8 protein-coding genes are annotated in these 16,743 nt (G+C 27.9%); 7 read left to right on the top strand and 1 reads right to left on the bottom strand.

What is annotated here, in order from left to right; genetic code table 11:
- Positions 1-51 precede the first annotated feature (51 nt).
- The 3 genes from I1A51_RS10010 to I1A51_RS10000 all read left to right on the top strand — a co-directional run bounded on the left by I1A51_RS10010 (position 52) and on the right by I1A51_RS10000 (position 10,410).
- A complete protein-coding gene (locus tag I1A51_RS10010; protein ID WP_196893490.1) occupies positions 52-8,727 on the top strand; it encodes a T9SS type B sorting domain-containing protein in 8,676 nt (2,891 codons plus the stop codon).
- Between the two features lie 88 nt (positions 8,728-8,815).
- A complete protein-coding gene (locus tag I1A51_RS10005; protein ID WP_196893488.1) occupies positions 8,816-9,949 on the top strand; it encodes a DUF2891 domain-containing protein in 1,134 nt (377 codons plus the stop codon).
- 59 nt (positions 9,950-10,008) lie between these two features.
- Positions 10,009-10,410, top strand: a complete 402-nt coding sequence (locus tag I1A51_RS10000; protein ID WP_196893486.1) for a ribosomal maturation YjgA family protein — start codon at positions 10,009-10,011, stop codon at positions 10,408-10,410.
- Here the strand turns inward: I1A51_RS10000 and I1A51_RS09995 are convergent.
- Entirely contained in the window at positions 10,377-11,594 is a 1,218-nt protein-coding gene (locus I1A51_RS09995; protein ID WP_196893484.1) for an aldehyde dehydrogenase family protein, read from the bottom strand. The two genes, I1A51_RS10000 and I1A51_RS09995, sit on opposite strands and share 34 nt — an antisense overlap.
- A gap of 144 nt (positions 11,595-11,738) precedes the next feature.
- On the opposite strand from I1A51_RS09995, the gene I1A51_RS09990 reads away from it, so the two are divergent.
- The 4 genes from I1A51_RS09990 (at position 11,739) to I1A51_RS09975 (ending at position 16,709) form a co-directional block, all read left to right on the top strand.
- Positions 11,739-12,827, top strand: coding sequence for a M42 family metallopeptidase (locus I1A51_RS09990; RefSeq protein WP_196893482.1), 1,089 nt, complete (start codon positions 11,739-11,741; stop codon positions 12,825-12,827).
- A gap of 171 nt (positions 12,828-12,998) precedes the next feature.
- Positions 12,999-14,111, top strand: coding sequence for an imelysin family protein (locus tag I1A51_RS09985; RefSeq protein WP_196893480.1), 1,113 nt, complete (start codon positions 12,999-13,001; stop codon positions 14,109-14,111).
- Between the two features lie 98 nt (positions 14,112-14,209).
- Positions 14,210-15,616: a di-heme oxidoreductase family protein gene (locus I1A51_RS09980; protein ID WP_196893478.1), complete on the top strand. Its 1,407-nt coding sequence runs from the start codon at positions 14,210-14,212 to the stop codon at positions 15,614-15,616.
- Position 15,617: 1 nt separating this feature from the next.
- Entirely contained in the window at positions 15,618-16,709 is a 1,092-nt protein-coding gene (locus I1A51_RS09975; protein ID WP_196893476.1) for an imelysin family protein, read from the top strand.
- Positions 16,710-16,743: the final 34 nt, after the last annotated feature.

Raw genomic sequence — 16,743 nt, 5'->3', positions numbered from 1 at the left:
AAAAATACAAACTCTTTTCAGTCTTCTTGGAAAGAGTTTTTCTAAAAAATTATGAAAACAAAATATATCTTTGGATACTTTTTCCTATGTATATTTCAACATCTCTTTGCACAAATTCAAGTTGAAAGTTATGTTTCTCAAAAAGAAATTGTCACACAAAATCCAGTTATAAAACTGGATAAAAATCAAAACATTAATTATTTTAATGCACCAAAACTTAATCTAGAAAATAAAATTGTAAACTTCACTCCTACAATTACAAATACAGCAGATTTTAATTATGGAATTTGCGATGATATTCCATATGATGGAATTTATACTTTTAATCTAGGAATTTTTCAATCTCTTGTAGAGACAAATCCAAATTATCATTATGATTATTATCCTACAAACACAGATGCCATAAATCAAACGAATGAATTACCTGATTTATATACTTCTGGAAATGCAATTATTTATATTCGAATTCATGATATAACTAATCCAAATCTTTGGGCTGTTTACACACTTTCTCTAGAAGTAATCAATAATAATACAATTTCAATTCCAGTAAATTTAATTGAATGTGAAGAAAACGGAAGTGGAACAGCAACTTTCGATTTAACAGTAAATAATGCTGTTACCATAGATCCAAATCCAATCATTAAATATTATACGGATGCTGCTTTAACAAATGAAATTACGAATCCAACTGCTTTTGTTGGAACACATTCTCAAATTATTTATATGAAAATTATCAATGAATATGTTTGTGAAGCAACAGGTTATTTCTATTTAAATGTTATTCCTCCGCCAACAATAAATGGCTCTGTTACTGTTCATGCTTGTGATGATGATGGAGATGGTGTGGAAACTTTTAATTTAACCAACATCACCGCTGGTACTTTCATTTTATCTTTTTATGAAGATATAAATCTTACTTCTGAAATTTCTAATTTGACGACTTATGTAGCTTCAAATAATACAAATGTTTTTATAAAAGTAGAAAATCAATATGGCTGTCATTCAACACTTCTTTTGATATTAGCTGTTCATGAAATTCCTAATTTAAATCCAATTTCACCAATTTCTCTATGTGATAATGATGGAAACAATCAAGAAATTTTCGATATTAATTCGTTGAATTCTCAAATTACAAATGACGCTTCTGTTTCAATTCAATATTTTTCTAATTCAAGTTTTACAAATGAAATTTCTGGGAATTATTTGATTACAACAAATCAAATTGTATATGTTTTAGCAACAGATTCTAACGGTTGTGAAAATACAATGGAAATCGAGTTTTCTTTAAATTCTGAATTAAACTTAAATCCAATTACGCCGATTTCTCTGTGTGATAATGATGGAAATAATCAAGAAAACTTCGATTTAAATTCATTGAATTCTCAAATCACAAACGATAATTCTGTGTCGATTCAGTATTTTTCGGATGCAAGCTTTACAAATGAGATTTTAGGAAATTATTCGATTACAACAAATCAAATTGTGTATGTTTTAGCAACGGATTCTAACGGTTGTGAAAATACAATGGAGATTGAATTTTCTTTAAATTCTGAGTTAAACTTAAATCCAATTGCCCCAATTTCTCTTTGTGATAACGATGGAAACAATCAAGAAGTTTTCGATTTAGACTCATTGAATTCTCAAATTACAAATGACGCTTCTGTTTCAATTCAATATTTTTCAGATGCAAGTTTTACAAATGAAATCACAGGAAATTATACAATCACAACAAATCAAATTGTGTATGTTTTAGCAACAGATTCTAATGGATGTGAAAACACTTCAGAAATTGAATTTTCTTTAAATTCTGAATTAAACTTAAATCAAATCGCTCCCATTTCTCTTTGTGATAATGATGGAAATAATCAAGAAATTTTCGATTTAAATTCACTGAATTCTCAAATTACAAACGATGCTTCTGTGTCGATTCAGTATTTTTTTAATTCAAGTTTTATAATTGAAATTCCTGGAAATTATTTGATTACAACAAATCAAATTGTATATGTTTTAGCGACAGATTCTAATGGTTGTGAAAACACAATGGAAATTGAATTTTCTTTAAATTCTATATTAAATTTAAATCCAATCGCTCCAATTTCTCTTTGTGATAATGATGGAAATAATCAAGAAGTTTTCGATTTAAATTCGCTGAATTCTCAAATTACAAATGACGCTTCTGTTTCGATTCAATATTTTTCTGATGCAAGTTTTACAAATGAGATTTTAGGAAATTATATAATTACAGCAAATCAAATTGTATATGTTTTAGCAACAGATTCTAATGGATGTGAAAACACAATGCAAATTGAATTTTCTTTAAATTCTGAGTTATATTTAAATCCAATTTTGCCTATTTACCTATGTGATAACGATGGAAATAATCAAGAAGCTTTCGATTTAAATTCACTGAATTCTCAAATTACAAATGATGCTTCTGTGTCGATTCAATATTTTTCTGACGCAAGTTTTACAAATGAAATCACAGGAAATTATACAATCACAACAAATCAAATTGTATATGTTTTAGCAACAGATTCTAATGGATGTGAAAATACAATGCAAATTGAATTTTCTTTAAATTCTGAGTTAAACTTAAATCCAATTGCCCCAATTTCTCTTTGTGATAATGATGGAAATAATCAAGAAAACTTCAATTTAAATTCACTGAATTCTCAAATTACAAATGATACTTCTGTTTCAATTCAATATTTTTCTGATATTTCTTTTTTAAATGAATTCACAGGAAATTATACAATCACAACAAATCAAATTGTATATGTTTTAGCAACAGATTCTAATGGATGTGAAAACACGATGGAGATTGAATTTTCTTTAAATTCTGAGTTAAACTTAAATCCAATTGCCCCAATTTCTCTTTGTGATAATGATGGAAATAATCAAGAAAACTTCAATTTAAATTCGCTGAATTCTCAAATTACAAATGATACTTCTGTTTCAATTCAATATTTTTCGGATGCAAGTTTTACAAATGAAATCACAGGAAATTATTCGATTACAACAAATCAAACTGTTTATGTTTTAGCGACAGATTCTAATGGATGTGAAAACACGATGGAGATTGAATTTTCTTTAAATCCTATATTAAATCTAAATCCAATTTCACCGATTTCTCTTTGTGATAACGATGGAAATAATCTAGAAGTTTTCGATTTAAATTCACTGAATTCTCAAATTACAAATGATGCTTCTGTTTCAATTCAATATTTTTCGGATGCAAGTTTTACAAATGAAATTTCAGGAAACTATTCGATTTCAGAAAATCAAATTGTATATGTTTTAGCGACAGATTCTAACGGTTGTGAAAATACAATGGAAATCGAGTTTTCTTTAAATTCTGAGTTAAACTTAAATCCAATTTCACCGATTTTTCTTTGTGATAATGATGGAAATAATCAAGAAAACTTCGATTTAAATTCGCTGAATTCTCAAATTACAAATGATGCTTCTGTTTCGATTCAGTATTTTTCGGATATTTCTTTTTTAAATGAAATCACAGGAGATTATACAATCACAACAAATCAAATTGTATATGTTTTAGCAACAGATTCTAATGGATGTGAGAACACAATGGAGATTGAATTTTCTTTAAATTCTGAGTTAAACTTAAATCCAATTGCCCCAATTTCTCTTTGTGATAACGATGGAAATAATCAAGAAAACTTCGATTTAAATTCACTGAATTCTCAAATCACAAATGATGCTTCTGTGTCGATTCAATATTTTTCAGATGCAAGTTTTACAAATGAAATCCCAGGAAATTATACAATAACTGGAAATCAAATTGTATATGTTTTAGCGACAGATTCTAATGGATGTGAAAACACAATGCAAATTGAATTTTCTTTAAATCCTACATTAAATTTAAATCCAATTTCGCCAATTTCTCTATGCGATAATGATGGAAATAATCAAGAAATTTTCGATTTAAATTCATTGAACTCTCAAATCACAAACGATGCTTCTGTGTCGATTCAATATTTTTCTGATATTTCTTTTTTAAATGAAATCACAGGAAATTATATAATTACAGCAAATCAAATTGTATATGTTTTAGCAACAGATTCTAATGGATGTGAAAACACAATGCAAATTGAATTTTCTTTAAATCCTACATTAAACTTAAATCCAATTTCTCCAATTTCTCTTTGTGATAACGATGGAAACAATCAAGAAGTTTTCGATTTAAATTCGCTGAATTCTCAAATTACAAATGACGCTTCTGTTTCAATTCAATATTTTTCGGATATTTCTTTTACAAATGAAATCCCAGGAAATTATACAATCACAACAAATCAAATTGTATATGTTTTAACAACAGATTCTAATGGATGTGAAAACACAATGCAAATTGAATTTTCTTTAAATCCTACATTAAATTTAAATCCAATCGCTCCAATTTCTCTTTGCGATAACGATGGAAATAATCAAGAAAATTTCGATTTAAATTCGCTTAATTCTCAAATTACAAATGACGCTTCTGTTTCAATTCAGTATTTTTCAGATGCAAGTTTTACAAATGAAATTTCAGGAAATTATTCGATTTCAGGAAATCAAATTGTATATGTTTTAGCAACAGATTCTAATGGATGTGAAAACACAATGGAAATTGAATTTTCTTTAAATCCTACATTAAATTTAAATCCAATTTCACCGATTTCTCTTTGTGATAACGATGGAAATAATCAAGAAATTTTCGATTTAAATTCGCTGAATTCTCAAATTACAAACGATGCTTCTGTGTCAATTCAATATTTTTCAGATGCAAGTTTTACAAATGAAATCACAGGAAATTATACAATCACAACAAATCAAATTGTATATGTTTTAGCGACAGATTCTAACGGTTGTGAAAATACAATGGAAATCGAGTTTTCTTTGAATAACAATGTAGATTTTAATTCAGTATCTGAGTTTTCAACATGTAATACCTATGATGAAACTGGATATTTTAATTTATCTGAATTAAGTTTTCAATTCACACAAAATCCAGAAATTTTCATCACTTATTTTGAAGATCAAAATTTCGCTAATTCTATAAATAATTTATCTAATTATCAAGGATTTCAAGGGCAAGAAATTTTTGTGAAATTGGAAAATTCGGAAGGCTGTTTTTCAACAACTTCAGTTTTATTAATCATTAATTCCGAATCTATAAATACTCTTGAAAATATAGAAAATTGCAGTAATCAAAACATTGATTTAACAATTCAAAATGAAATAATTTCGGACTCAAATCAAACAAATATTCAATATTTTACTGATGAAAATTTTACAGAAATCATTGATTCTCCAGAGAATTTTATTGGAATAAACAATCAAGAAATTTTTGTAGAAGCTATTTTTCAAAATGGTTGTATCAAAAGATTTAGTTTCCAGATTTTTATTAATACAATTTCTGCAAATACACCAATACCTCTTTATTCATGTGATGTAAATAATGATGGATTTACCTCTTTCAATTTAACTTTAAAAAACACAGAAATTTATACTGCTTTAGGTGATTTTGAAATAAAATATTTTGTAGAATTCAATGATGCAAATGAAATAAATCCAAACCCAAATAATCATATTCAAAATCCAGAAAATTATATAAACATTGATGCAAATTCACAAATTATTTTTGCTCGTGTTGAAAATTTAATTTCTGGTTGTTTTACTGTTGTTTCATTAGAATTAATTGCTGAATCTTCACCTGAAATGTTACTTCCTGATTCTTTGTCTATTTGCGATGATGAAAATCCAAATGGTTTTTCAATTTTTGATTTAACAATTTTAGAATCAAATGCTATTGGAAATTTTAAATATTATTTTACAGAAAATGCTGCAATTCAAGGAAATTCACAAAATAGTGGCTGGATTTCCAATCCCGAAAATTTTGTAAACAATCTAAATCCACAGACAATTTGGATTCGAATGGAGAATGAAAATGAATGTCCTTTTATAAAACCAATTGAATTGTTTGTAGAAGAAACACCAATTTTACAACAACCTAGTTCTTATGAAATTTGTGATAATGCATTGGATGGTGATGAAACAAATGGATTTGTAAATTCTTTTTATTTGTATGAAAAAGATGCGGAAATTTTGAATGGAACAACAGGAATTGTAACATACCATGAAAATTCTTATGAAGGACCAATTATCGATAAATTAAATCCATATACAAATTTAACGCAAGGAACGCAAGCTGTTTATGCGGTTGTAACAAATGAAAATGGTTGTTTTTCTTATGTGATTTTAGATTTGGTTGTAAATCCACTTCCAGATGTAGAAAATATCGAGCAATTTTCTGCTTGTGATGATGATTATGATGGAAATGCACATTTTGATTTAAATGAAGTTTCAGAACTTTATAATTTGCAAGAAGAATATGAAATTTCTTATCATATTACTTTTCAAAATGCAGAAAATAATGAACTTCCAATTTCTATCGATGAATCTTATTTTTCCGTTTCTCAAATAATATTTACACGAATTGAAAATCAAAATACAAGTTGTTTTATTATAAAACCTTTAGAATTAATTATCACAGAAATTCCTGAAAACATTATTATCTCTGATGAAATTTTATGTGAAGAAGATCAAGATGGTTTTGCTTTTTTCAATTTAAACTCAAAAAAAGAAAGCATTTTGGAAATGTATCCAAATTTGGAAGTTTCTATGTATTTAACCGAAGAAAATGCAACTAATAAAGAATTAAATATCGATTTAGAAACGCCTTTTTTAAACACAATTCCCAACACGCAAACAATTTGGATTCGCCTAGAAAATGAAAATAATTGTTTTATCATTTCTAGCTTTGAAATTTTAATTGAACAAAAACCAAATGCGACTTTACTTCCACCTATCAAAGTTTGTGATGATGATTATGATGGTTTTGCTTTTTTCGATTTAGAATCTACAGAAAATCAAATTTTAAATGGTCAATTGGGAACGATTGTTAGTTTTCATTTAACCGAAGAAAATGCAGAAAACAACATTGAATCTTTAGAAGAAAATTATATAAATTACACGGTAAATTCACAAGAAATTTATGTTCGAGTTGAAAATGTTACAACAGGTTGTTTTGATATTTCTACTTTGACTTTAGTTGTAGAACCTTTGCCAAAACCGAATTTTGAATTTAATTCTATCGTAGTTTGTGATGATGATTTTGATGGATTTTCTCTATTTAATCTTGAAAGTTATATTCCTGAATTTACAAATCAACAAAACGGAATTTCTGTTACTTTTCATGAAAATTTAGAAGATGCTGAATTGCAAAATAATGCTATTGAATCTCCTGAAAATTATATTTCAAGTTCAAAAACAATTTATGCTACGATAATAAATAATTTAGCTGATCAAAATTGTGCGATTTCTTTTTCTATTGAATTAATTGTTGAGCCAATTCCAAATTTTAATAATATAGAAACTTATACTTTTTGTGAAGATAATTCAGACGGAATTATAGAAAATATTTCGTTACAAGAATTAACTTCTATTTTTATTTCTGAAAGCAATTTCTCTAATTTAGAAGTAAACTATTTCTTCTCTCAAACAGACGCAGAAAATGATTTTCCAAATATTGTAAATCCGATTACAATCACAAATAATCCAGAAACAAGTATTTTTATCAAAGCAAAAAACCTAGAATCACAATGTTCTTCTATTAAAGAAATTATTTTAAAAGTTGCTTCTAATCCTGAAATAAATGAAACTATCTCACCTCTTTTTACTTGTGGAATGAATGGAATTGGAATTTTTAATTTGGAAGAAAAAAATGAAGAAATCACTTCAGAAGAAAATCTAGTCTTTAATTATTATTTCACTGAAAATGATGTAAATAATCAAGAAAATAAAATTGAAAACTTTACAGAATTAGAAAGTGGAAACACTTTAATTTGGGTTTCTATTGAAAATGAAAATCTATGTAAAAAAATTACTTCTTTTGAAATTATTGTTGAAGAAACTCCTTCTTTTGAAATTGCAGAAAATTTTACTTTTTGTAAAAATTTAGAAGAAAACATTCTTACAATTGACAATCCAAATGGAAATTACATGTATAAATGGACACTTCCTAATGGAACAATTTATGAAACAGAAAATGAATTCCTAGAAATCAATTCAGAAGGAGTTTATACTGTAGAAGCAATAAATTATATTTCAAATCTAGAATGTTTCGCTACACATACTGTAGATATTTCTTTATCAGAATTAGCTGAAATTTCAGAAAATACAATACAACAAATCGGATATTTACAAAATGAAGAAGAAAATACTTTAATAATTGATATTTCGACTTTAGGAATAGGAGAATATCAATTTTCGATTGATGAAGGAATTTCTTGGAACACAACTGGGATTTTTGAGAATTGTCCAGATGGTGTTTTCGATTTAATTATTCAAGATATTCATGGTTGTGGAGAAATTAGAAAAGAGATTACGTTCCTTAATTTCCCATCCTATTTTACTCCAAATAATGATGGAATTCATGATACTTGGCATTTACATGGTGCAGAAAACATAAAAAATATTACAATCACAATTTTTGATCGATATGGAAAAATTATTGAAGTTTTGAATCAAAATTCTGATGGTTGGAATGGAACAAAAAATGGAACAGAACTTCCTTCAACTGATTATTGGTTTATACTTGAAATTAAAAATCTAAATGAAAAAACAATTACTAAAAAAGGACATTTTAGTTTAATTCGACGATGATATTTAGATTCATTACTGTTTGAACCTCTCCATTTGTGAGAGTTTTTTTTTCAAATAATTTGCTTATTTTTCGGAAAATTTGACCCAAATGAAAGTACAAAACATAGCAATTTTAGTGATTTTTACTACAATTATTTTAAGTTGTGATCAAAATCCACCAAAAGATGTAAAAATCGAAACAGAAAATACAATAGAAAAGAAAATTCAAAAAAAGGTAAAAGTTCCAAAGTTAACTTTAGAGGAAGCAATTCGTTTATCAGAACTTCCACTACATTGTATTGAAACGGAATATCCGAACAAACCAAGTCAAGTTGTAAATAGCTCAGAAGATATTCAAAGTCCTAAAGAATTACATCCTGCTTTTTATGGTTGTTTTGATTGGCATTCTGCTGTTCATGGGCATTGGTCGTTAGTTTCACTTTTAAAAACATTTCCTGAAATAGAAAATAAAGAGGAAATTAAGCAAAAATTAAAAGAAAGAATTAGTCCGGAAAATATTACCGCTGAAGTTGCTTATTTCAACAAACCATATAACAAATCTTATGAAAGAACTTATGGTTGGGCTTGGCTTTTAAAACTTGCAGAAGAATTGCAAACTTGGAATGATCCTTTAGGTAAAGAGCTTTCTAAAAACTTAAAACCCTTAGAAGAAATTATTGCAAAAAGGTATGAGGAATTTTTACCAAAATTAAATTATCCCGTTCGTGTTGGTACACATTCGAATACGGCTTTCGGTTTAAGTTTAACTTATGATTATGCAAAAACTACAAACAATGAAAGTCTGAAAAAAGTAATTGAAAAAAGAGCTAAAGATTTTTATTTGAATGATGAAAATTGCCCGATTGGTTGGGAACCAAGTGGAACTGATTTTCTTTCTCCTTGTTTGGAAGAAGCAAATTTAATGGCGAAAATTTTACCGCAACAAGAGTTTTTAACTTGGGTAAATAATTTTCTACCAGAATTAAGTAATCCAAATTTTGATTTAAAACCAGGAATTGTAACAGATAGAACGGATGGACATTTAGTTCATTTAGATGGATTAAATTTCAGTCGAGCTTGGTGTTTTTACCAAATTGCGAAAACTTCACCAAAATTTGAGCATTTAAATACTTTAACAAATGAACATATCAATTATTCGCTTCCGAATTTAACTGGTGATTCTTATGAAGGTTCACATTGGTTAGGAACTTTTGCGATTTATGCTTTGCAACAACAGAATTAAAAACTTTTTCCCTTCTTTATTTGATTAAGGAAGGGAAATTTTTATTTAAATATTAAGCTATGAAAATACAAATTAGAAATAGAATTTTTTATTTCATTTTAGCAGTTTTCACTATTTTTCTTGGACTTTCTTCTAGAATGTCTTTTATGCCTATGTTTGTAATTACTTATTTTGGTGATGCACTTTATGCTGTATTAATTTATTTTGGAATACGTTTTATACTTGTTGAAAAATCTTTAAAAACTGCTTTTTTAGGAAGTTTATTCTTTTGTTTTTTTATAGAATTATTCCAATTATATAAAGCAACATGGATTGTAGAAATTCGTCAAACAAGAATTGGTAGTTTAATTCTAGGACAAGGTTTTCTTTGGTCAGATTTATTACTTTATACAATTGGAATTTGCTTTATTTTCTTTTTGGATAGAAACTATTTATCTCTAAAAATTAAGTCTTCAAGATAGAAAGAACCATGTTTTTTAATTCCGTCTTCTAAAATATAACCTGATCTTCTATAACCTCCAAGTTTTGTAATTTCATGATGATTTTCATCATTAACAATCGTAGAATCTTTAAAAACACTTTTATGATTATTTTTCATCAATTCTAAAAAATCTTTTGAATAATCACCATAAATAGAACAATTTAAACCATAATTAGATTCAAAAATCAACGTTTCTACATGTTTTTCATCTTTAAACTTTACGACAGGAATCACAGGATAAAAATTTTCTTCCAAGACTAAAGTTGTATGATTTGGACTTAAAAGAATTGTCGGATTAAATTTAGAATTTTCAATGGCTGCATCACCATAAACAACCTTTGCTCCTTTTCCTTTTGCTTCGGTGATTTGATAATTTATTTTATCAAAAACAATTGGAGAAAAAATAGAATTATTTGCATTTGGGTGTTCTTTTAAATGCTTATCAATTTGATTAATTAATTCATAAACAAATGCATCATGAATATCTTCTTTCACATAAACTCTTTTCAAACTCGAACAAGATTGTCCATAATTGTTTAAACAAGCTTGGACAATATCTTTTACACCTTTTTGATCATAATTTTCAAAAACGACACAAGGATCATTTCCAGGTCCTTCAAAAATTAAACGCTTTTTCGTTTCAATAAATTCACCAATATATTCACTAATCCAAACATCAGAAGCGAAAACGATTACAGTATCAATATCCGATTCATTAATGACATGATGAAACATTTCCGTTTTATTTTTAGCTTCAATAATTTCAATATTTGGTAAATGTTTTTGGAAAATCGGCACTAAAAAATCTTTAGATTTTCGTAATCTTGACGGAAAAGAAATATGCAAAGAAACATCACAAATAATGGAAGGCACCAAAACTTTTGCACAAAAAGCGTAAAGAGCGGCATTTCCTGGAAGTAAACAAAAAACTTTGTGGATGTGTTTATTTTCTTTGAAATAAAACTTTTTATCAGAAGCAACTTTTTTTTGGATTTCTTCAATTTTATAATTCATAAAAGCAGCAGAAGATTGAATTTCTCTTTTTTTAATATTATGGATAGAATATCCAGTATCTTCGGAAAAAGCTTTTAAAAATTCATCGTTATTTTGTAATTCGCTTATACTTTTAGAAAAAGCTACTAAACTCTCTAATGATTTCTTCATATTCACACATTCTCTATTTAGCTACTTAAAGCTAGAAAAAAGTATTGTGATTTTGCGCTAAAGAAATTATAATTTAATGGAAAAGATTTAATCTAAAATTCCAAAAAACATTCCTTACTTTTGTAAAAAACGACAAGACAAAATATGAGTACAGAATCAATATTGAATGAAAAATCAATCGCGTTTTTAGAGAAATATTTAAATAACGCTTCTCCTACAGGATATGAAAGTGAAGGGCAAAAAATTTGGATGGAATATTTAGAGCCTTATGTTGATACTTTTATTACGGATACTTACGGAACTGCTGTTGGAGTTATCAATCCTGAAGCAGATTTTAAAGTTGTTATCGAAGGACATTCTGATGAAATTTCTTGGTATGTAAATTATATTACTCCAGAAGGATTAATTTATGTAATTAGAAATGGAGGAAGTGATCATCAAATTGCGCCATCAAAAAGAGTAAATATTCATACTAAAAAAGGAATTGTAAAAGGAATTTTCGGTTGGCCAGCAATTCATACAAGAAAAGGTGGAAAAGAAGAAGCTCCAAAATTAGATAATATTTTTGTTGATGTTGGATGTACATCAAAAGAAGAAGTGGAAGCTTTAGGAATTCATGTAGGTTGTGTAATCACTTATCCAGATGAATTCTTTGTTTTAAATGAGAAAAACTTTGTTTGTAGAGCTTTAGATAATAGAATTGGAGGATTTATGATTGCGGAAGTTGCTCGTTTATTAAAAGAGAACAATATAAAACTTCCTTTTGGATTATATATTACAAATTCTGTACAAGAAGAAATTGGTTTACGTGGAGCTGAGATGATTACAGAAACAATCAAACCAAATGTAGCGATTGTAACAGATGTTTGTCATGATACTACTACTCCAATGATTGATAAGAAAACAGAAGGAGAAACAAAAAGTGGAGATGGACCAGTGATTTCTTATGCACCAGCTGTTCAAAATAATTTACGTGAGTTAATTATTGAAACTGCGGAAGAAAATGAAATTCCTTTCCAAAGATTAGCTTCTTCTAGATTTACAGGAACAGATACAGATGCTTTTGCTTATAGTAATGGTGGAGTTCCTTCTGCTTTAATCTCTTTAGCATTACGTTATATGCACACAACTGTTGAGATGGTTCGCAAAGAAGATGTAGAAAATGTGATTAAATTAATTTATAAATCACTTCAAAAAATTGAATCAGGAGAAACTTTTAGCTATTTCAAATAATTGATTTACAAAAAGTTAAAAATACTTTAATCTTAAAAAAATGGGAAATCTTCATCGATTTCCCATTTTTATTTTTCTTTATTTTAAATTATTCTAAATAAATATTGCTTTTTATTTAGATTCATTTTACATTTGCTTCAAATTTAGAATTAGTCTTAATAAAAACATTTCATGAAAAAAAATATTATTCGCGTATCTCTAGCTGCAATGTTAATGACAGCAGTAATTGGATGTTCATCAGACGATGATAACAACTCAACAACAGTTACAAAAGACCAAGTAATTGTTAATTATGCTAATGTAGTTTATACAAATTATCTTGATTCACATACAAAAGCAAAAGAATTAAAAGTTGCAATTGAAGCTTTTACAGCAAACCCATCAGCTGCAACTATGGAAACAGCTAAACAAGCTTGGTTAGATTCTCGTGATCCTTATGGACAAACAGAAGCTTTTCGTTTCGCAGAAGGACCAATTGATGATGCTGATGGGCCAGAAGGATTGTTAAATGCTTGGCCATTAGATGAGAGTTATATTGATAATATCATTGCAACAACGGATAATTTAAGTAAATCTTATTTAGAAGGTTTAAATGAAGCTGGTAATGAAAAAAATATTAGTATCGGTTATCATGCAATAGAATATTTATTATGGGGAAGTGATAGCACCGCACCATCAGCAAAAATTCCTGGACAAAGGCCTTATACTGATTTTGTAGGAACAGGTGATGTGGAGCAAAGAAGAAGACAATATTTAGAAATTTGTGCAGATTTAATCATTGATCATTTACAATTAATGTTAGATGAATGGAAAGAAGGTGGAGCTTATAGAACTACTTTTATTTCAATGGACAAAGATACAGCAATCGATAATATAACTGGAGCAATTGCAGAGCTTTCTAAATCAGAATTAGCTGGAGAAAGAATGTCAAATGCTTTATCTCAACATGATCAAGAGGAAGAACATTCTTGCTTTAGTGATAATACACATAATGACATTAAATTAAATTATCAAGGAATTAAAAATGTTTATTATGGAAGTTATGAATCAATTAATGGTGGTTCATTATATAATTTAATCAACCAACTGAAGCCTACTTTAGCTGCTGAAATTCAAACTTTAATTTCAGAAACTGATGCTGCAATTGCAGCATTACCAGAGCCATTTGATTATGCAATTTCAAGTGAAGCTCCTACTGAAAATGCAAAAGTTCAATTAGCAATTGATAAATTAAAAGCTTTAGGTGATCAATTGACAGCTGTACAAAATGCTTTTAAAGAATAATTATATTTATATAGAAATTTGCTAGAAAAAAGCCGTACTACTGTTACGGCTTTTTCCTATTTATTTCAACAAACAAACCAAACTTTAGACAAATAATTATGCAACACTATTTTAAAACTGGAAAACTACTACTACTAACTACTATACTTTCATTTTTAAGTTGCTCAGATGATGATTCTAACTCTCCTAAATATACTGCTGAACAAGGAGAAGAACTTTCTGGAGGTGCTACAACAGTATTTGATACTTCTGTAAATGCTTTTGGTAAAATTGCTCAAAATTTAAATTCAGATTTAGATACGGATTTTTTCGTTGGAAATTCATTATTTAATCAAAATTGGGTAATTGCTCCTGCTTCAACAACTGCAAGAGATGGAGTTGGTCCTTTATTTAATGCAAGATCTTGTTCTACATGTCATTTTAAAGATGGACGTGGAAGATCTCCTTTGCATAATGGAGAGTTAAATCATGGATTATTAATTCGATTAAGTGTTCCTGGTGTTGATGCACATGGAGGTCCTTTAGCTGAACCAAATTATGGAGGACAATTACAAGATCAATCCACTTTCCATTTAGAAACTGAAGGTGGAATTGAAATTACATATGAAAACAAAGTAGTAACGTATCCTGATGGAAAAAGTGTTACATTAAGAAAACCTAATTATACATTAACCAACTTATTATATGGAGAAATTTCAGATAATGTAATGATGTCTCCAAGAGTTGGAAATCAAATGATTGGACTTGGACTTTTAGAAGCAATTCCAGAAGCTACTATTTTAGCAAATGTTGATCTAACAGATGCTGATGGAGACGGAGTTTCAGGAAAAGCAAATAGCGTTTGGGATATTGAAAGTCAAAGTATGAAACTTGGTCGTTTTGGATGGAAATCGAACCAACCTAGTTTATTACAACAAGTTGCAGGAGCTTATAATGGAGATATGGGAATTACCTCTTATTTATTTCCAAATGAAAATTGCCCTCCTGGAGTAGATTGTGATGAAATTCCAAACGGAGGAACTCCTGAAATACCAAATGACGATTTAGTTTCAACTGTAATTTATGCAAGTACTTTAGCTGTTCCTGCAAGAAGAAATTGGGAAGATCAGGATGTTTTAGCTGGAAAGGAATTATTTAAAACTGCAAATTGTACAGCTTGTCATATTGCTAAATTTCAAACAGGAAACCATTCGATTGAAGCATTAGCAAATCAAACAATTCGTCCATATACAGATTTATTATTACATGATATGGGAGATGAATTAGCGGATAATAGACCTGATTTTGATGCAACTGGAAATGAGTGGCGTACGCAACCACTTTGGGGAATTGGTTTAATTGAAACTGTAAATAAGCACACAAATCTTTTACATGATGGACGTGCAAGAAATGTAGAAGAAGCTATTTTATGGCATGGTGGAGAAGCTGAAAATTCTAAGCAAAAGTTTATGAATTTTACAGAAGAAGAAAGAGAACAAGTTTTAAAATTTATTAATTCATTATAAAATGAAAATAACACATATCTCTAAAATATTTTTTACAATTCTTGGAATTTTTGCTTTTACAATTATAAGCTGTAATGACGAGGATGATTCTCCTTCACAAGAATCACTTTTAACGCAAGAAAGAAAAGAAATTCTAACCAATGTTTTTGAAAATAATATTACAATTTCTTTAAATACAATTCAAAATGATTTAAATGATTTAGAGAATTCTGTTAATAGTTTTTCTAATGAAAAAACAGAAGAAAACTTGGTAAACATTCAAAATCAATGGAAAAAATCAATTGCTGATTGGAAGCAAATGCAAGTGTATAATATTTCTCAAATTGGAACAACATTTTTATATTATAATATCCACTTCCCTCCTGCAAATAAAGATTTAATTGAAGAAAAAATTAATGGAACTGAAACAATTGATAATGCTTTTATCAAAAGCTTAGGTTCTTATATCATTGGATTTACAGGAATCGAATATTTAATTTTTAATAAAAATAATGTTGATTTATTAAATGATTTTACAATAGCTGAAAATGCGGATAGAAGAATTTTATATTTAAAAGAAGTTGTTTTAGAATTGAAAAACACTTTTGCTACAATTAAAGAAAAATGGCTTGCTTATCAGAATGATTTCATTCAAAATAATGATACTGGAGTTACAAGTATGCAAGGTCAATTAATTAATAATATTATTACAACTTTAGAAGTAATTAAAATCACAAAATTAGAAAAGCCGTTTCAAGGATTAGCAGAAACAGAAGCATTCTATAGCGATTATTCTAAGGAAATTATTTTGAAAGAATTGGAAGCAACACAGCAATTATTTAATGGAAATTTTTCTTCTGGAAATCAAAAAGGATTTGATGATTATTTAATTGTGTTGAATGAAAGTGATTTAGTTTCTGAAATCAATGAAAAATTTGAAGCTTGTAAAACAGCTGCAAATGAGATTTCCTCATTAAATTCTGCAATAGAAAATGGAGATACCAAAGTAAATACGCTAATTCAAAAGATTAAAGATTTACTTTTAGTTGTAAAAATTGATATGGCTGCAGCAACAAAAACTACAGTTACATTTAATGATACAGATGGAGATTAATTTGAACAACAATTAATTATTATTTATACAATTA

It is taken from the genome of Aureivirga marina (genome assembly GCF_015767265.1).
Lineage (GTDB): Bacteria > Bacteroidota > Bacteroidia > Flavobacteriales > Flavobacteriaceae > Aureivirga > Aureivirga marina.
This window is presented reverse-complemented; position numbering and strand designations above follow the sequence as displayed.